This window comes from Rothia kristinae NBRC 15354 (assembly GCF_001570865.1).
Classification (GTDB): domain Bacteria; phylum Actinomycetota; class Actinomycetes; order Actinomycetales; family Micrococcaceae; genus Rothia; species Rothia kristinae.
Genome location: NZ_BCSM01000003.1, coordinates 143,482 through 161,134, shown reverse-complemented (window position 1 = coordinate 161,134; position 17,653 = coordinate 143,482). Strand labels below are relative to the sequence as shown.

The following is a 17,653-nucleotide window of genomic DNA, read 5'->3' as shown; positions in this document are numbered from 1 at the left end:
GGGCTTCGAGACGGCAGCGGGTCGTGATGATCACGCCTCTTGTGCCCGAGGAGAACCCGGAGCACGCCGGCGGCGTTCTCATCTCCCGCACGAGTCGGTGGCTTGCGGACAGGGCGGATGTCAGCGTCATCGTCCCCGACGGTCCTGCCGTGCGCCGGGCCCGCCCGGCGTCCTGGCTGCGTGACGTGGTGATCCTCGAGACCCCGGCCCAGCGGTCGGCTCTGCGCTCCCGGGTGTCCCGGTTTCTCGAGACCGGGCGAGCTTCCCGCTGGATGCACCATCGGCTGCGCGAGGATCCGGCGGCCACCCGGCTGCTGCACGAGGCGGACGTCGTCGATCTGCAGTGGCAGGAGCAGGCTGACCTGCTGCGCACGATCCGCCGGATCAACCCCTCGGCTCGCACGGTGGTGACCCTTCATGACGTGCTGAGCCAGCAGCTCTCCCGAGCCGCCCAGACCAGCCCGCGCACCGGCATCTCGCGACTTCTTCTGAATGTCTACAGCCGATGGGCGGTCGGGCGCGTCCGCCGCGATGAACGGCGTCTGGCCACCGGGTCCGGTGGGCCCGACGCCCTGGTGGTCCTGTCCGAGAAGGACGCGGCGCTGCTGCCGCGATCTCCCCGTGTGCGCACCCTGCCTCCGCCGGTTGATCTTCCCGCAGCGTCGACGCGATCGGTCGAGGAGTCGGCGCCGCCGACGATCCTGTTCGTCGCCTACCTGGCTCGCTGGTCCAACGAGCAGGGGCTGCGATGGTTCCTGCGCGAGGTGCTGCCCGGCATCCGGCAGCAGGTTCCCGATGTCCGGATGCGGATCGCTGGAGGAGGCATCCGCGACACCGTCCGGCGAGATGCCGACGGGACGGGGGCCGAGCTGCTCGGCTTCGTCCCGGACCTCGCCGAGGAATACGCTCGGGCCGACGTGGCCGTGGTCCCGCTTCTCCAGGGCGCCGGGGTCAAGTTCAAGACCCTCGATGCCCTGGCCTCTGAAGTCCCGGTGGTCACCACTCCCGTGGGAGCCGAAGGCATCGGGGACGACTCCTGGTTCGCGGGCGTGACCTCGGATCCGGAGGCCTTCGCCGATGCCGTGGTCTCCGTGCTCGGCGCTCCGGCGTCCTATCGAAGACGATCCGAGGCCGTTGCTGCTGAGCTTCGGCGTCGATTCGGCAGCGAAGCCGCCGAACGCGCACTCAGCACCATTCATCCGGACCTCTCCAGCCCGACAGGAAGCGCATCGTGAGCCATCCCGCAGACATCACCGTGGTCATCCCCGCCTTCAATGCCGCCGACAGCATCGGGGGGCAGCTGGAAGCGCTGTCGCAGCAGGTCGACTCGCCGGCATTCGACATCATCGTCGCGGACAACCTCTCCACGGATGGGACACGGGAAGCGGCGCTGGCTTGGTCCGATCGCGTCCCCGGGGACCTGCGGGTGGTCCGGGCTGACAAGACTCAAGGGCCCTCCCATGCCCGCAACGCGGGAATCGCGGTTGCGTCCGGATCGAAGATCCTGCTCTGCGACGCTGATGATCGCGTGAGTCGAAACTGGGTCGGTGTGGTGGCACGAGCCCTCGATGAGGCAGATCTGGTGGGCACCTGGGTGGAGACCGACACCGGCAGGAAGCTCGGCCCGGAATACCGGACGATGGGATACCTGCCCTATACGCATGGGTCCAGCAGGGGCATGAAGCGGACCGTCTGGGATGCCATCGGGGGTTTCGACGAATCGTTCCCGACCGGGCACGAGGAGGTCGACTTCGACTGGCGAGCGCAGGAAGCGGGATTCCAGCTCACGACGACGACGCTCGCCTCTTCCTGGTACGTGCAGCGGCGCACGATGCGTGCCGTGCGAAAGCAGCGTCGAGCCTACGCTCTGGGGTGGATGCTGCTTTGGGCTCGGTTCCGAGAGGGCAGGCCGCTGCCGCCGATATCCTTCGCAGGCTCCCTCCGCCGGTACCCCGAGGACCTGCTGAAGGCGGTGCTCACCCTTCGGCCGAACGTCGACCCAGCTGAGCGTCGCGCGAGCTGGGAGCACCTCGGGTGGGCTGAGGGAATCCTCGAGGGGCACTGGCGCTATCGAATCGCCGGGCGGGTCCCTCCCCGTCAGCTGGACCATCCGGTCGCCGGCGCCACGTCCGGTGCAGGAGCGAACACATCTGTCAGTCCTGAGGAGAACCCTGTAACCGTGGTGATCCCCCACTACGGAACGCCCGATGACACTCGGTCGTTGATCAAGCAGCTCGCTGGGCAGCAGGGGATCGCCGACCTGCGGGTGATCGTCGTGGATGACTGTTCGCCCCGACCCTTCCTGGACCAGGACGCGGAGCTCTCCGAAGAAGAGAACCCCCACGGGCTGATCGTCAAGGTGGTGCGACGGGAGAGCAACGGCGGATTCGGCTCTGCCGTGAACACCGGATTGGCTGAGGCCACGACTCCCTGGGCACTCGTCCTCAACTCCGACCTGGATCTTGCTCAGGGCGTGGTCGCCCGCATCACTGAAAGAGTGCGTGGGGCTCGGCCCACCGTCTACTCGCCCCGCGTTCTGAATGAAGACGGCACCGCCCAATGGGTGGGTCGGCACTTTCCCACGGTCAGGCAACAGGTCGTGGAGTGGCTGACACCGCTGGCCAGGTACCGAGATCGTCGGGCCCTCCACGAGGCAGTCGGGCATGATACCCAGGCAGAGGCTCTCGGAGAACACCCCGTGGACTGGGTCATGGGGGCCGCGATGATTCTTCCGGTGGAGGCCGTGCGATCGGTCGGTGGATTCGACGAGAGATTCTTCATGAACGCCGAAGAGGTCGATCTGCAACGGCGTCTCCGGGAGATCGGAGTGTCTTCAGCGGTCCTCGGGGATATCACCGTCACCCACGCCAGCGGCGGCTCCTCCAACCCCGGGCTGCGTCGCCGGTGGCTGGTGGCCTCCCGCTTCCTGTACGCCCGCAAGTGGGGCGGGGAGCGTCGGCTGCGCGCCGCGCTGCGGGCCGCGACCCTGGTGAACCTCGGGCACCAGGTGCTGCGCCGGGCCGCCGGGCGCGACGTCGCCCCGCTGCGCACGTTCCGGGAGGAATGGGCCCTGACCGGCCTCAGCGAACGAGGGGCGAACCAGTGAGCGAGCCCCGCGGCCAGCGGCTGCTGATCATCAGCCCCGCCTTCCACGGGTACTGCCACTCCATCGCCCGCGGCTTCCGGGCCCTGGGCTACGAGACGGCGGTGCACCGCTACGACGCCTTCGACACCGTGGGGGCCAAGCTGCGCAACAAGCTGCGCTACGAGCTGCCCGAGCGCTTCGGCGCGGACTCCCGGGAGCGGGCCGAGGCGGACCTGACCCGGCGCGCCGTGGAGGTGCTGCGCGAGCACCGACCGGACCGGCTGCTGGTCATCAAGGCCGACGCCCTGGGGCAGGCGTTCTGGGAGGAGGTGCGCGCCCAGGGGGTCCCGCACCTGCTGTGGCTCTACGACGACCTCTCCCGCCACCGCTACGACTTCGACTTCCTGCGGCAGCTGCCGGGGGTCATCAGCTACGCCCGCTCCGAAGCGGACATGCTCGCCGAGGCGGGGGTGCCCGCGGCCTACGTGCCCAACGGCTTCGACCCCGAGCTGGCCCCGCCGCAGACCCGCACCCAGGAGGAGATCGTCTTCGTCGGCTCCCGCTACCCCAACCGGGTGCAGCTGCTGGAGCACCTGTCCGGGCACGGCGTGCCGGTGCGCGCCTACGGGCGCGGCTGGTCCCACCACCCGGTGGACCAGCTGCGCACCTGGGAATGGGCCCGCCCGGATCTGCCCTCCGAGCGGGACATCCCCCTGGCGCAGGCCTACGCGGTGCAGGCCCGCGCCGCCGCAGCCCTGAACGTGCACGGGCTGCAGGAGGGGCTGGCCATGCGCACCTTCGAAGTGCCCGGGATGAACGGCATCCAGCTGATCGACCGCCCCGACGTCGAGGAGTTCTACGACCCCGGCACGGAGGTGCTGATCTACCGCAGCCCCGAGCAGCTGCTGGAGCTGTCCCGCCGGGTCCTCGCCGATCGGCCCTGGTCCGAGCGCATCCGCGCCGCGGGGCGCGCTCGGACCCTCGCGCAGCACACCTTCGCCCACCGGGCCCGGGAGGTGCAGAAGCTGTGGGACTGACCTACCCCGCGGACCTGCGCGCCTGGCACCGCTGGCAGGCCCGGCGCAACCTGCCGCGCACCCTGAAGACCGCCGCGGCCCGCGGAGTCCGGCGGATCCGCCGCATCCCCGAGCCGCAGCCCCGATTCGCGCTGCACGTACGCGGCGAGGCGCCCGAGCTGCTCGTCGCCCTGGAGACCACCGGCCCCACCCAGCGGGCCGCCCTGCTGGAGCCCCTGACCCACCTGCCGGAACGCGACCTCGCCGTGCTCGCCCCCCACGAGGTCACCGAGCACCTGCCCGGCGGGCCCTGGCGCACCCGGGAGCTGACGGGGCAGCAGCTGGGGCAGGCCCCCGAGCTGCGCAGCGTGCGCCGGGTGCTCGGGGTCGGCTCCTACCTGCCGGTCGGCGCCGCGGCGGACGCCTGGCGCGAGCAGCGGGACCTGCCGTTCTGGGTGGTCCAGCACGGCCTGCTGGTGCCGATGGCACCCCCGCTGCCGCGGGCCGCGCACCTGCTGGCCTTCTCCGCCGCGGACGCCGCCTACTGGACCGCGGGCCGTCCGGACACCACGGCGGAGGTGGTGGGCTCCCAGCTGCTGTGGCGCGCCGGCGCCGCCCCGCGCGGTCCCGCAGAAGCCGTCGAGGCCGCCCCGGTGTTCCTGGGCCAGCTGCACGGGGCCGAGCTGCCCAGGATCGGGCTGATCCGCTCCTGCTACGCTTTCTGCAGGAAGCAGGGTGCGGTCTACCGCCCGCATCCCGGGGAACGGGACCTCCTCTCCCGGCTCGTGCACCGCTGGTGGTGCCGGCGCGGCATCGCCTTCGACGACGCCGGCCAGCCGCTGACGCGGCTGCGATCGCCCGTGGTCTCGGTGTTCTCCACCGGGGTCCTGGAGGCCGCGGCCCTCGGTCTGCCCGCCTGGGTGCACCACCGCCGACCGCCCGCCTGGCTGCGGGAGCTGTGGGGACGCTACGGCATGCGCCCCTGGGGCGGACAGCCCACCCCCGCGCCCGACCGGCCCGACGTCGAGCCCGCCCGCAGGATCGCCCAGATCCTCACCGAGGACCGGCACCCGTCGGCCCCGCACACCATCGCACAGCAGCAGGAAGAGGAACCGACACCATGAGCCAGGTCCTGGCCGTCATCCCGGTGCGCGGGGGATCCAAGGGGATCCCCCGCAAGAACCTCCGACCCATCGCCGGACGGCCCCTGGTCGCCTGGACCATCGCCCAGGCGCTGGCCGCCCGGAACGAACTCGCCCCGGAGACGGATCTGCGCGTGATCGTCTCCACGGACGATGAGGAGCTGGCCGAGATCTCCCGGCAGGCCGGCGCCGAGGTGCCCTTCCTGCGTCCGGCCGAGCTCGCGCAGGACACCACGGCCACCGAACCCGTCATCGAGCACGCCCTGGCCTGGGCGCGCGCGGACGGCTTCGCCCCGGATGCGGTGATGCTGCTGCAGGCCACCTCTCCGCTGCGCCTGCCGGGAACCATCGCCCGGGCAGTCCGGGAGTTCCTGGACTCGGATGCGGAGTCCATGGTCGGGGTGATCCCCGAGTCCCCGTTCATCTGGCGCCAGGGCGCACCCGGGGAGGAACCGAGCGCGGAGTACGAGGTCATGCACCGGCCCCGCCGTCAGGAGCTGACCGAGCAGACCCTGCGCTACCGGGAGAACGGCTCCCTCTACGTCACCGCACCGCACATCTACGACGAGCTGCACAACCGCCTGGGCGGGCGCATCCGCCTGTTCGTCCTGGACGAGGTGGAGGGCGTGGACATCGACACCCCCGTGGACTTCGCCACGGCCGAGGCACAGCTGCGGGAGACCTACCCGCAGGACGAGACGCAGAACCGAGGAACCCACCAGTGATCATCGAACGCACCATCTCCCCCTACGTCGTCTTCTCCGAGGACCCGGTGCTCACCGGGCTGCAGAAGATCTCCGCGAACAGGGCCCGCATCGTGTTCTGCGTGGATGCCCACGGCATCCTCCAGGGCGCCCTGACCGACGGCGACTTCCGCCGGTGGCTGCTGGCCAACCCGAGCGCGGACCTGTCCGTCTCCTGCCTGGAGGTCGCCAACCGGAACCCCCGCACCGCTCCGGAGGGGGCCGAGCCGGCGGAGCTGGCGGGGCTGTTCGGCGGCGGCATCGAGCATCTGCCGCTGGTGGATGAGCGGGGGCACCTGCTGGCCGTTGCCATGGACTCCGCGGAGACGCTGCAGATCGGACGGCACACGGTGGGCAAGGACCACCCCGCCTTCCTCATCGCGGAGATCGGCAACAACCACCAGGGGGACCCGGAGCTGGCCAAGCGCCTGGTGGACCTGGCCGCCGAGGCCGGGGCGGATGCGGTGAAGTTCCAGCTGCGGGACATGGACGCCCTGTACCGCCAGGCCGGCGGCACCTCCGCCGGGGAGGATCTCGGCGCCCAGTACACCCTGGACCTGCTGTCCAAGTTCTCCCTGACCGTGGAGCAGATGTACGACGTGTTCGACCACTGCAAGGAGGTGGACATCGACGTGCTGTGCACCCCGTGGGATGTCCCCTCCCTGGAGGCGCTGACCTCCTACGGCATTCCCGGTCTGAAGGTGGCCTCCGCGGATATGACCAACCACGACCTGCTGCGGGCGATGGGCCGCACCGGTCTGCCGATGCTGGTCTCCACGGGCATGTCCCGGGAGGAGGAGATCAAGGCGTCGGTGCAGGTGCTGCGCTCGGTGGGTGCCAGCTTCGCCCTGCTGCAGTGCCAGTCCGCCTACCCGGCCCCGTACAAGGACGTGAACCTCGCGTACATGTCCCGGCTGGAGGAGATCGGGCAGACCCTCGTGGGCTACTCCGGTCACGAGCGCGGGTACCACGTGCCGATCGCCGCGGTGGCCCGCGGGGCCAAGATCATCGAGAAGCACTTCACCATCGACAAGACCCTCGAGGGCAACGACCACACCGTCTCCCTGCTGCCCGAGGAGTTCGCGGCGATGGTGCGTCAGGTGCGCGACGTCGAGGAGGCCATCGGATCGGCCGGTCCCCGCGAGGTGACCACCGGCGAGCTGATGAACCGGGTGAACCTCGCCAAGTCCCTGGTGGCCACCCGGGCCCTGAAGGCCGGGGAGACCGTTACCGCCGAGGACGTGGCCGTGAAGTCCCCGGGCCGCGGCCTGCAGCCCAACTATGCGGATCAGCTGATCGGGCGGACCCTGCACCGCGACGTCGCCGAGGGGGACTTCTTCTTCGAGGGCGACCTGAAGGACGACGCCGTGCTGCGCCGGGACTTCTCCTTCGACCGGCCCTGGGGTCTGCCGGTGCGCTTCCACGACTACCGGGCCCTGATCGAGGAGGCGAAGCCGGACTTCCTGGAGTTCCACTTCTCCTACAAGGACCTGGAGATGGACATCGAGGAGGTCTTCGACGAGAAGCTGCCGATGTCCTTCACCACGCACCTGCCGGACCTGTTCGCCGGGGACTTCCTGGTGGACCTGGCCTCCGAGGACGAGGAGATCTGGGAGCGCTCCATCCGCGAGGTGCAGCGGACCATCGACATCACCCGGGACATGAAGAAGTACTTCACCCTGGAGGATGACCCGGTGATGGTGGTGACCATGGGCGGGTTCACCAAGAACGGGCACATCCCGCCGGAGCAGCGCAAAGCCAAGTACGCCCGGATCGGGCAGGCCCTGCGGCGACTGGACGCCGACGGTGTGCGCATCGCCGCGCAGACCCTGCCGCCGTACCCGTGGCTGATGGGCGGGCAGCAGTACCACAACCTCTTCCTGGATCCGCGGGACACCCGCGAGTTCGCGGACGAGTACGATGTGGACCTCTGCCTGGACATCTCCCACACGATGCTCGCGGCGAACTTCCTGAAGATGCCGCTGAGCGAGGCCGTCGAGCTGCTGGCTCCGCGCACCATCCACCTGCACCTGGTGGACGGCACCGGAGTGGACGGCGAGGGCGTGCAGGTGGGCGAGGGCGACGTCGACTGGGCCGCGCTGGGCGCCCAGCTGCGCCGGATCGTGCCGGATGCCTCCTTCATCCCCGAGATCTGGATGGGGCATGTGAACAACGGCGAAGGCTTCTTCGTCGCCCTGGACCGCCTGGAGCAGTGGCTGTGACTCCACCGCCGGAACACCGTTCCGGCAGCGAGCAGAACGCTCCGATCGCGCTGTGGTGCGTCCCCGTCCCCGAGATCGGGGGCGTGGCCCGCCACGTGCTCGACGCCGCGCGACAGGGCATCCCCGGATATCGCATCGTGGTGCTGTGCCCGGAGGGGGCGCTGGCCGAGGCCCTGCGCGGGCAGGGTTCCGCCGTGGTCACCGGGGCCTTCGGCACCGGCGCCGGGTTCACGGCGTCGGTGCGGACCCTGCGCGCCACGGTGCGCGCCCTGCGCCCGGTAGTGGTGCACACGCACCTGGCCTTCGCCGACGTCGTCGCCGCGGCGGCTCTGGGACTCTCCCGGCTGCCGGGGCTGCGACGTCGGGGCCCGGTGCTGGCCACCACCGAGCACGGGATCGCCCCGGAGGACTCCGTCTACCAGTCCTCGACGCTGCGCGCCCGGGTGATGAATCTGGTGCACGGGGTGCGGCTGCGGGTCACGGACGTGAAGCTGGCGGTCAGCGCCTCCACGGCCGAGGTCATGGCCGCCAAGTGGGGAGCTCGCGGGGTGCGCGTGGTGCGCAACGGGGTGGACGCCCCGACCCTGCGACGGCGCTTCGACGCCGCCCGGATGCCCGGTGCCCCGGGGGTCCTGCGGGTGCTCAGCCTGTCTCGGCTGGCCCCGGAGAAGAACCTGGACGTCCTGCTGGAGGCCTTCGCGCGGGTGCGCGAGCAGGTCCCGGAAGCCACTCTGGAGGTCGCGGGGGAGGGGCCGCTGCGCTCGCAGCTGGAGGACCGCGCCCGGACGCTGGGCGTGGCGGAGGCCGTGCGCTTCGTCGGCTTCGCGGATCCGATCGAGGCGATGGGCCGGGCCGATGTGCTGGCGCAGCTGTCGGCCTGGGAGAATCTGTCCTATACGCTGCTGGATGCGGCGGCCGTGGGACTGCCCGTGGTGGCCACGGAGGTCGGCGGCAACGCCGAGATCCTGCCCGCGGGAAGCCTGGTGAGCTCTCCGGACCCGGCGGTGATCGCGCGGAAGCTGATGACCGCGGAAGCCGGACCCGGGCCTGCGACGGGCGGGTGGGATGCCGCGCAGATGTGCGCGGGCATCGCCGCGGCCTATGACGAGGTCCGGACCCCTGGGACTGGGAGGAGAGCACGATGAGCACGACGACGGTCCGGCCCGCCGGCTCCGGCTCCGTCTGGTACGAGCGCACCCGTGACCGGGTGCGCGATGAGGCGGGGCGGCTGCGCCTGGTGGAGTTCTTCCTGTTCCTGGTGATGGTGCTGCCCTTCCACGTGCCCGGGGTCGGCCTGGACACCCACCAGTTCATGCCCATCGTCGTCGTCCTCTACGGTCTGTGCCGTCGTCCGGCGGTGGCCCTGGGCGAGTACCGCTGGCTGGTGGTCCTGAACGCACTGATGCTGGTCTACGTGGGGCTGGTCTCCGCGCTGGCGGATCAGTCCGCGGATGCCGAGGACTGGAAGCGCCGGCTCTTCCGCATGACCGTGGTGACGGCGATGCTGTGGTTCATCGCCTCCGGGCGGATCCACATCCGCTCCGCGGTGATCGGCTATCTCACCGGGTTGGCGCTGAACATCCCGGCCTTCTACGCGGGGCTGGCCTCCAACGACTACGGCGGGTACCTCACCGGATTCATCGGGGACAAGAACCAGTCCGGTCTGGCCTACGCGATCTTCGGGCTGCTCGGCCTGATGCTGTTCCGCACCCTCCCGGCGCGGCTGCTGTGGCTGCTGGCGGCCGCGGTGCCGCTGTGGCTGACCGGCTCGCGCACCTCTCTGGCGGCCTTCGCGGCCGGGGCCCTGTGGATCCTGCTGGCGCCCCGGCTGTCCGTGTTCTGGAAGCTCGTGCTGGGGCTGGTGATCTACTGGGGAGTCAACCTGCTCAATGAGGACTTCTCGCAGGTCGGCGTGTTCTCCGATCGCGTGGGCAGCGATGCCCTGCGGGACCGGATCGATGACGCGTCGTGGGCGAAGGTCCAGACCACGGGCTTCTTCGGCCGCGGGCTCGGCGAAGCCGTGGTGCACCTCCTGGATTCCTCCGGCGGCACGGAGGAGAAGGCATGGTTCTTCCACAACTCCTACTGGTCCGCGTTCGTGGAGGGCGGCTGGCCCTGGCTGATCTCCATCGTCGCGGTGACCGTGCTCGTGGGCGTCCGGCCGTTCAGCTCGATCTCCGTGGCAGACCCCCTCGCGGGGCGGATCGCCCAGGGGGCGGCCGTCGCGCTGCTCGTGTGCGCGTGGCGCCTGGGGGAGGTCTTCTACACGAATGCGTGGGCGGTGGTGCTCGGCCTCGCGATCTTCGTCGCAGTGTCGGCGCGAGGTGGCGCCTCGGAACCGGCCATGTCCGCGACCAGCGCTGCACCGCGGATCGTCGCGAGGAGAGAGGCCCGATGACGCCCCTGGTGTCGGTGATCATCTGCGTCCGCAACGGGGCGGACACGCTCGGCCGTCAGCTGGCCGCCGTGGAGGCCCAGCGCAGCACGCACCCCTTCGAGCTCGTCATCGTGGACAACGGCTCCACCGACGGGACAGCCGAGCTCATCCGGCACTGGGCCGCAGAAGAGCACGACGCCGAGAGGTTCCCCGTGCAGATCGTGGACGGCGGGTCGGTCCCCGGCATTCCGGCCGCGCGCAATGCGGGGATCCGCCGCGCTCGCGGTCGCGTGCTGGCCTTCTGCGATGCGGATGACGCCATCCGGGATGGCTGGATCCAGGCGTTCGGGGACGCGCTGCGGGACCGGGAGGCCCTCGCCGGGGGGAGCGTGCATCCGCATCATCCGGGGGACTCCGAGACCGGTGCGAGCGCCCTCGGTGTGGTGCAGACACCGTACCTTTCGCACGTCGGAGGGGCATGCATGGCCGTGACCCGCGCGGCCTGCGATGCTGTCGGGGGCTTCGACCAGACGCTTCCCACCTATGGCTTCGAGGATGTGGTCTTCTCCTGGCGGGTCCAGGAAGCGGGATTCCCCCTCCTGAGCGTTCCGGACGCCGCCGTGGACTTCACGGTATCGGGAAACTCCGCGAGCATCCGCAAGCGGTTCCGACTCGGTCAGGGCCGCGTGCTCATGGCCCGTCGTTTTCCGGCCTATGACGCGCGGCGCTACACGGTCGGCGGAACCCTGAAGGACGCCGTGGGGGTCTCCGTCGGGGTGCTCGGCGCCGCCCTGCGGACCCGCAGTGTGGACCGAACCGACGCGGGCCGGGTCGTGGCCGCATGGGGCCGCGTCTACGGCTGCATCGTCTACGGCCCTCTCGGCGGGCTGCTGAAGCGCCGCCTCGGCGCTCGGAGCGGAACCGGGTCATGACCCGTCTCTACCTGGCCACCAACAACGGGGACATCTCCGGCGGTGAGGTCATGCTCTTCGCCATCGCGCGCGCCGCGAGGGAGGAGGGCTGGGAGGTCTCCGTGATCGCCCCGCGCACCCCGGACGAGGTCTGCCGCCGCGCGGATGCCGAGGGATACGACGTCGTGCGCCTGGCCGCCGACTCCCGACCCGCCTACATGCTGCAGCTGGCCCGGTGGGCCGCCCGACACCGCGACGCGTGGATCTGGTGCAACGGCTTGGTGCCCTCCTTCGCGCTGATCGGGCACCGCCGCAGGATCACCCACCTGCACCAGGTGCCGACCGGCGCCAATCGGATCTTCGCGGCCGCGCTGCGGATCGGCGGTTCCGTGAGCCTGATCCCCTCGTACTACGGCGCGGCCGCGGTCCGCGGGACCCGCGGATTTCCCAACTGGACTCCGGTGATCAGCATCACCGGCCGTCCTGCGCCTCCCAGCGAGCCCGTGCGCGTCGGCTTCCTCGGGCGGATCTCCCCCATGAAGGGGGTCGCAACGCTGGCTCAGGCCGTCCGGGAGCTCGCCGGGAACCCTTCCGCAGGAGGATCACTCGAGCTCTGGCTGGCCGGCGATCACGGGCACATCCCCGAGGATGAGGTGGCGGTCGTCGAACGGGCCATCGGTCGGGTCCCAGCGGAGCTGGTCGTGCGCTGCGGCCGCGTCGTGCCGGAGCGGTTCCTCGAGCAGGTGGATCTCCTGGTGGTCGCCTCCGAGTGTTCCGAGGTCTTCGGGCTGACCGCCGCCGAGGCGATGAGCGCCGGGGTGCCGCTGGTCGTCTCCGATGACGGCGCCCTCCCGGAACTGCTCGGCCCGGAGCACCCGTGGATCGCCCGCGCGGGTAACGCCGAGGACCTGGCCGCCGTGCTGCGCTCGGCCCTGCGCACTCTGCGCGAGGACCCCGCCCGGGTCCGGCGCATCACCGACGCCGCCCACTCGAGGTGGCGGCGGCTGTACTCACCGGAAGCCGGCCGGGCACGAGTGGCCGAGGTGCTGGACCGCATCCGGCGCGGCCAGGACCCCGTTCCGCCCGCCCAGGAAGGACGCCCATGACCGAGCACGAGCCCACCGCCGACGTTGCCGTGCGCGCCTCCGTCATCATCCCCACCCGCGGGGGCCGCGACCGCCTGCACCACCCCCTGGATGCGCTCCAGCGGCAGAGCATCGACGACTTCGAGGTGATCGTCGTCGTGGACGGGGACGTGGACGACACCGCCGGCCTGCTGGAGACCTACCGCCGCGAGGGCATGACCCGGCTGCGCAGCATCGTCTTCCCGGAGAACCGGGGGCGCTCGGCCGCGCTGAACGCGGGGTTCGACGCCGCCCGCGGGGACATCCTCATCCGCTGCGATGACGACCTGGAACCGGGAGCCGAGTATGTGCAGCGCCATCTCGAGGCGCATCCGGCCCCGGACGGCCTCTCCGGGGTCATCGGCCTGTACGACAACAGGTACCCGGAGACCCCGTATGCGCGGGTGTACGGGCGCCCGATGAACACCCGCTTCAAGGAGGACGCCGAGGCGACGCCGGCCGGGCGCCAATGGCGCTACTGGGCGGGCAACTGCTCGGTGACCCGACGTGCGCATGACCTGGCCGGCGGATACGACCGGGACTACCGGCGGTACGGCTGGGAGGACGTCGACATGGGCTGGCGGCTCGTGCAGGCCGGGGCGAGCGTGCGCATCGAGCCCGGGCTGCTGACCCCGCACCACGTCGCCGCCACCACCACCGCCTCCCGCGCCCGCCGTGCCCTGCACTCGGGGGCCGCGCGGGAGCTGTTCCTGGCCAAGCACGGGCAGGAGGCCCTCGGACCGCAGCGGCGCCCCGCGGGTCTCTGGGGTGCTGCCGTGCGCGGACTCGCCGCCGTGCTCACCGAAACCCGGCTGGAGAGGATCGCCGGGGGCGTAGACCGGATTCTGCCCCGCATTCCGGAAGGTCTGGGCCGTAAGCTGGTGGCGCTGTGCGTGGAAGCGGCAGCCCACGCCGGTGAGCGCCACCCCGACAGAGCCCGAGGAACCTTCTGAGAGACATGTTCGCCTCCCCCACGAACGCCCTCCGCCGTCTGATCCGCCCCCGCCCCGCATCCCCTCACCGCACTCCCCGCCACGAGATCGCGATCGCCCACGACTACCTCACCCAGCGCGGAGGAGCGGAGCGGGTGGTGCTGGCCCTGCACCGGATCTTCCCCGACGCCCCCATCTTCACCACGCTGTACGACCCGGAGGGGACCTTCCCCGAGTTCCGGGACGCCCGCATCATCACCTCCCCGCTGAATCGGATCGGCTTCCTGCGCCGGCACCACCGCATGGCCCTGCCCCTGCTGTCGCTGGCCTCCTCGCTGCTGCGGGTCCCCGCCCGGCTGAGCATCGTCTCCACGACCGGATGGGCCCACGGGTTCCGCTTCGACGGGGACCGCCTGGTCTACTGCCACAGCCCCGCTCGGTGGATCTACCTCAGCGACCAGTACCTCGGGGACCGCGCGGGGAAGGGTCCCATGTCCTGGGTGCTCGCCGCGATGCTGCCCTTCCTGCGCCGCTGGGACCAGAAGGCCGCACACCGCCACGAGGGCGACTACCTCGCCAACTCCAGCGTGGTCCGCGATCGCATCCGCCGGGTCTACGGATTCGAAGCTCCGGTGCTCTTCCCGCCGCAATGCGTGGACGTGCAGGCCCCCGTCGAGCCCATCGACGAGGTCCCGTGGGACGGGACCGCGCGTGCCGACGGCGGGACCGGGGAGTTCTTCGTCATCGTCTCCCGCCTGCTGCCGTACAAGAACGTGCAGCACGCCGTGGAGGCCTTCCGGGACCTGCCGGAGCACAACCTCCTGGTCATCGGAGCGGGGCCGCTGTACCAGCCCCTGCGCACCCAGGCGCCGCCCAACGTGCGGGTGGCCCGCGGGCTCACCGACGCCCAGATGCGCTGGGCCTACTCCCGGGCTCGCGCGGTGCTCGCGGTCTCCTACGAGGACTTCGGGATCACCCCGCTGGAAGCCGGGGCCTACGGCAAGCCCGTGATCGCCCTGCGGGCCGGAGGATTCCTGGACACCCTGCGCGAGGGGGTGACCGGCGCGTTCATCGACGAGCCCACCGCCCCGGCCATCCGGGAGGCCGTGCAGGCCCTGGACCCGCGGGACTACGACGCCGAGCGGATCCGGGAGCACGCCCGCGCCTTCGGGATCGAGCGCTTCGAGGACCAGCTGCGAGAGCAGCTGCGACGCCGGGGCCTGCTCTGCGGCTGAGGACCGCCCGGCCCGGGCCCGGCCCGGGGTCTCCGGACGTGCCGGGCGGGGTCAGCCCCGGCCCGGCTCCTCGGGTTCCTCGAGCGGTTCGAGCAGACCCAGGTCCAGCAGCTGGCGGGCCAGCGCCTCGGCGTCGGCGGCCACCGTCTGGACCGGGGCGCCGTATTCGCGGGCCAGGCGGTGCACCCCGGCGTCGAAGGGCTCCCCGTCCGCCCAGGACAGCCACAGCGCCCGGCCCGGCCCGGTGAGGGTCTGCGGACCGATCTCCGGCGGCCGGGCGACGTAGCACAGCTGGGCCGTCGCCCGGCTGTCCACCCAGGCGGTTCGGGGACTGATCCGGAAGGGCGGCAGGGGCACTTCCTCTGATGCGTGCTCGGTGCTCACCGGCGCCTCCCGATCCATCCCCGGGCGACAGCAGACACCCCGCGCACCCGGCGCGCGGCGGCGGCCCCGAGCTCCCGGAGGGCCCGCCGTCGACGCCGGGCGGCCTCGGCGCGCAGCTCCTGCTCCGAGGGGTCGTGGCCCAGGCGCATGGCCAGGTGATCCCGGTTCACGTGCACCATGGAGCGCAGCAGGCGCAGCCGATCCCCGAGGGAGCGGGCCGCCCGGAACCTGGCCTCCCACTCCTGCAGGCGGGACCCGCCCTGGGAGATCACCTTCCACAGGAGATAGTCCCGGTGCCCGCGGAAGCTCTCCAGCTCGCCCAGGGCGGTGGCCAGGGCCAGCGTGCACTGAAGCACCTGCGCGCGCGAGCGCAGGATCGCGACGTCCTCGGCGCTGAGGATGCGCATCAGGTGGTGCACGTCGTGGCGCCCGCGCACGCCGTCGCGCCCGGCGTGGATCAGCAGCACCAGGATCTGGTCCAGCACCTGCGGCACCGCGCAGGGCAGGTGGGCGATGGGGATCCGCTCGTGGCTGGACCACAGCAGCTCGAAGGCCGCGGAGGGGTCCCGCAGGATCCCGGGGAAGTGCCGGTGGATGTCGGCCGGGCCCCACCAGGGATGGCGCAGGGTCATGGCGTGCTGGAAGGCCGAGCCGGAGTCGAAGTGGGCCACCACCTCCCAGCCCTGCTCGCGCAGCGCACCGAGGAAGCGCTGCAGGTGCTCCGGGCGCACCAGCACGTCCGCGTCCGTGCTGACCCGATCCACCCGGTACAGCCCCGGCATGCTCGCGTAGCCCTTGATGTGCAGCACATCGGCGCCGACGCCGTCGGCGGTGGCCTGCAGGGCGGCGTGGGCCAGGCGGATGCGATCGCCCAGTTCCAGTCCGTGCATCCCCTGCCTCCTTCCCGGTGGCTCCGCCGCTGCGTCGAAGTGCCCCGATGCCGCGAGGCGGCCCCGACCCCGGGGAAGGGGAGGGGCCGCCTCGAAGGATCAGCTGCTGTGAGAGGTGCGGGCCCGGCGCCCGCGTCCCTTCGCCCCGTGCTTGCCGCCGGCGGCGGGGGAGGACCCGGAGCCGGATCCCTCGCCGTCCTGGCCGTAGTAGGCCTGGTAGCCGCTGCGGTAGCCGCCGTAGCCGAAGCCGTAGTAGTGCGAGCCCAGACCCTTCTCCGGGGTCATATTCATCACGGTGCCCAGCAGGTGCCCGTTGACCCGGCCCAGCGCCTGCGCGGCGGCCTGCGCCTGATCCTTGCGGGTGCGCCCGCAGACGCTGACTAGGATGGCCCCGTCCACATTGGCCGAGAGCAGAGAGCCGTCCGTGACCGGCAGCAGCGGCGGGACGTCGATGATTACCAGGTACTCCTGGGACATCTCCTGGATCAGCCGCTGCATCTTGGACGAGCCCAGCAGCTCCGAGGGGTTCGGGGGGATGCGACCGGCCGGCAGCACGTACAGCTCGGTGTCCCCGATCCGCTGGATGGCCTCCTCCGGGCCGACCTGTCCGGAGAGCACCTGGGAGAGCCCGACGGCGTCGTCCAGGCCGAAGATCTTCGCCTGGGTGGGGCGGCGCAGGTCCGCGTCGATGAGGATCGTCGGCTGACCGGCCTTCGCGAAGGCGTGGGCCAGGGAGGCGGAGACCGTGGACTTGCCCTCGCCCGGGTTGGGGCTGGAGACGATGATCGAGCGCGGCGGGGCATCCACCGAGACGAAGCGCAGGTTGGTGCGCAGCTGGCGCAGCGCCTCCTCCGACTGGTGATCCGCGCGGTCGCTCAGGAAGGTGTTCTCATCCAAGGCCGAGGACTTCGGCAGGATGCCCAGGGTCCCCGCCTCGGTGGCGTTCTCCAGGTCATCGGTGGTGCGCACCCGCACGTCGGCGAACTTGCGCAGGAAGGCGATCAGGTAGGCCAGGACCAGGCCCACGGCGGCGCCGATCAGCAGGTAGTTGCGGTAGCTGGGGGAGACGGGTCCGTCCGGGGCCTGGGCATCATCCAGCGGGGTGACCTTCACCGCGGACTCCCGGCCCTCCAGGTCCGAGACGTAGTCCGCGGTGGCCTGCAGGGCGTTGTTGGCCAGCGTGGCCGCGTCCTGCGGGGAGGAGGCGGTGGCGGTGACCTTGATGAGGGTGGAGTTCGGCTCGACGGAGGCGCTCAGGTGCGAGGGGATCGCGGACTCGTCGATGCCCACGGAGTTGTTCTCGGCGATCTTCTTCGCGACCGGGCCGCTGGTGACCAGCGGCAGGTATGCGGAGGCCTTCGCCTGCGCCGCGGAGTCCCCGGAGAGGATGTCCCCGACGGCGGAGCCGCCGCCGGCGGTGACGTATCCGCTGGAGGTGGCAGAGTAGACCTTGGGCTGCAGGGCGGCGACGCCGAGGCCCAGCAGCGCCCCGGCTACGGTGAAGATGATGAGGTATTTCAGGTTCGCCCTGGTCAGGCGCAGGAAGTCGAGCAAAGTCATGGGGTCCCCTTGAGAAACGACACAGACGATCG

General features: G+C 71.3%; 15 protein-coding genes. 12 read left to right on the top strand and 3 right to left on the bottom strand.

Translation table 11 applies throughout. The annotated features are described in order from the left end of the window. The first annotated feature begins 41 nt into the window (after window positions 1–41). From KKR01S_RS03150 to KKR01S_RS03095, 12 genes are all read left to right on the top strand, one after another. Window positions 42–1,235: a glycosyltransferase gene (locus KKR01S_RS03150; protein WP_061225277.1), complete on the top strand. Its 1,194-nt coding sequence runs from the start codon at window positions 42–44 to the stop codon at window positions 1,233–1,235. Then, entirely contained in the window at window positions 1,232–3,106 is a 1,875-nt protein-coding gene (locus KKR01S_RS10525; RefSeq protein ID WP_081101513.1) for a glycosyltransferase family 2 protein, read from the top strand. Before KKR01S_RS03150 ends, KKR01S_RS10525 begins: the two co-directional genes overlap by 4 nt. After that, window positions 3,103–4,122, top strand: a complete 1,020-nt coding sequence (locus KKR01S_RS03140; RefSeq protein ID WP_064724920.1) for a CgeB family protein — start codon at window positions 3,103–3,105, stop codon at window positions 4,120–4,122. The genes KKR01S_RS10525 and KKR01S_RS03140 overlap by 4 nt, the downstream gene beginning before the upstream one ends. Beyond that, window positions 4,113–5,225: a hypothetical protein gene (locus tag KKR01S_RS03135; RefSeq protein WP_055684337.1), complete on the top strand. Its 1,113-nt coding sequence runs from the start codon at window positions 4,113–4,115 to the stop codon at window positions 5,223–5,225. Before KKR01S_RS03140 ends, KKR01S_RS03135 begins: the two co-directional genes overlap by 10 nt. Then, window positions 5,222–5,968 (top strand): acylneuraminate cytidylyltransferase family protein, encoded by a 747-nt coding sequence (locus tag KKR01S_RS03130; protein ID WP_055684338.1) that lies wholly within the window; start codon window positions 5,222–5,224, stop codon window positions 5,966–5,968. Before KKR01S_RS03135 ends, KKR01S_RS03130 begins: the two co-directional genes overlap by 4 nt. Beyond that, window positions 5,965–8,208, top strand: a complete 2,244-nt coding sequence (locus KKR01S_RS03125; RefSeq protein WP_055684339.1) for an N-acetylneuraminate synthase family protein — start codon at window positions 5,965–5,967, stop codon at window positions 8,206–8,208. The genes KKR01S_RS03130 and KKR01S_RS03125 overlap by 4 nt, the downstream gene beginning before the upstream one ends. Before the next feature lie 83 nt (window positions 8,209–8,291). Further along, on the top strand, window positions 8,292–9,353 hold the full coding sequence (locus tag KKR01S_RS03120) for a glycosyltransferase family 4 protein (protein ID WP_244884087.1): 1,062 nt from the start codon (window positions 8,292–8,294) through the stop codon (window positions 9,351–9,353). After that, window positions 9,350–10,606: an O-antigen ligase family protein gene (locus KKR01S_RS10775; protein WP_055684341.1), complete on the top strand. Its 1,257-nt coding sequence runs from the start codon at window positions 9,350–9,352 to the stop codon at window positions 10,604–10,606. Before KKR01S_RS03120 ends, KKR01S_RS10775 begins: the two co-directional genes overlap by 4 nt. Further along, window positions 10,603–11,517: a glycosyltransferase family 2 protein gene (locus KKR01S_RS03110; protein ID WP_055684342.1), complete on the top strand. Its 915-nt coding sequence runs from the start codon at window positions 10,603–10,605 to the stop codon at window positions 11,515–11,517. Before KKR01S_RS10775 ends, KKR01S_RS03110 begins: the two co-directional genes overlap by 4 nt. Then, complete coding sequence (locus KKR01S_RS03105; RefSeq protein WP_055684343.1) at window positions 11,514–12,602, top strand: glycosyltransferase family 4 protein; 1,089 nt, start codon at window positions 11,514–11,516, stop codon at window positions 12,600–12,602. Before KKR01S_RS03110 ends, KKR01S_RS03105 begins: the two co-directional genes overlap by 4 nt. Then, on the top strand, window positions 12,599–13,573 hold the full coding sequence (locus KKR01S_RS03100; RefSeq protein ID WP_055684344.1) for a glycosyltransferase family 2 protein: 975 nt from the start codon (window positions 12,599–12,601) through the stop codon (window positions 13,571–13,573). Before KKR01S_RS03105 ends, KKR01S_RS03100 begins: the two co-directional genes overlap by 4 nt. A 5-nt stretch (window positions 13,574–13,578) precedes the next feature. Then, window positions 13,579–14,787 (top strand): glycosyltransferase, encoded by a 1,209-nt coding sequence (locus KKR01S_RS03095; RefSeq protein WP_081101511.1) that lies wholly within the window; start codon window positions 13,579–13,581, stop codon window positions 14,785–14,787. A gap of 51 nt (window positions 14,788–14,838) precedes the next feature. Here KKR01S_RS03095 and KKR01S_RS03090 read toward each other — a convergent pair whose 3' ends face one another. The 3 genes from KKR01S_RS03090 to KKR01S_RS03080 form a co-directional block, all read right to left on the bottom strand. Beyond that, window positions 14,839–15,171, bottom strand: coding sequence for a PqqD family peptide modification chaperone (locus tag KKR01S_RS03090; protein ID WP_055684345.1), 333 nt, complete (start codon window positions 15,169–15,171; stop codon window positions 14,839–14,841). Then, on the bottom strand, window positions 15,168–16,061 hold the full coding sequence (locus tag KKR01S_RS03085; RefSeq protein ID WP_055684346.1) for a nucleotidyltransferase family protein: 894 nt from the start codon (window positions 16,059–16,061) through the stop codon (window positions 15,168–15,170). The genes KKR01S_RS03090 and KKR01S_RS03085 overlap by 4 nt, the downstream gene beginning before the upstream one ends. 99 nt (window positions 16,062–16,160) lie before the next feature. Continuing rightward, the gene (locus KKR01S_RS03080) at window positions 16,161–17,621 is read right to left on the bottom strand and encodes a tyrosine-protein kinase domain-containing protein (RefSeq protein WP_061225276.1); all 1,461 of its coding nucleotides are present in this window, start codon (window positions 17,619–17,621) and stop codon (window positions 16,161–16,163) included. Between the last annotated feature and the right edge of the window lie 32 nt (window positions 17,622–17,653).

Bases quoted from the DNA above. Each gene is read 5' to 3' on its own strand.
- KKR01S_RS03130 (WP_055684338.1), top strand. From the start codon at position 5,222: ATGAGCCAGGTCCTGGCCGTCATCCCGGTGCGCGGGGGATCCAAGGGG.
- KKR01S_RS10775 (WP_055684341.1), top strand. From the start codon at position 9,350: ATGAGCACGACGACGGTCCGGCCCGCCGGCTCCGGCTCCGTCTGGTAC.
- KKR01S_RS03110 (WP_055684342.1), top strand. From the start codon at position 10,603: ATGACGCCCCTGGTGTCGGTGATCATCTGCGTCCGCAACGGGGCGGAC.
- KKR01S_RS03105 (WP_055684343.1), top strand. From the start codon at position 11,514: ATGACCCGTCTCTACCTGGCCACCAACAACGGGGACATCTCCGGCGGT.
- KKR01S_RS03100 (WP_055684344.1), top strand. From the start codon at position 12,599: ATGACCGAGCACGAGCCCACCGCCGACGTTGCCGTGCGCGCCTCCGTC.
- KKR01S_RS03095 (WP_081101511.1), top strand. From the start codon at position 13,579: ATGTTCGCCTCCCCCACGAACGCCCTCCGCCGTCTGATCCGCCCCCGC.
- KKR01S_RS03085 (WP_055684346.1), bottom strand. From the start codon at position 16,061: ATGCACGGACTGGAACTGGGCGATCGCATCCGCCTGGCCCACGCCGCC.
- KKR01S_RS03080 (WP_061225276.1), bottom strand. From the start codon at position 17,621: ATGACTTTGCTCGACTTCCTGCGCCTGACCAGGGCGAACCTGAAATAC.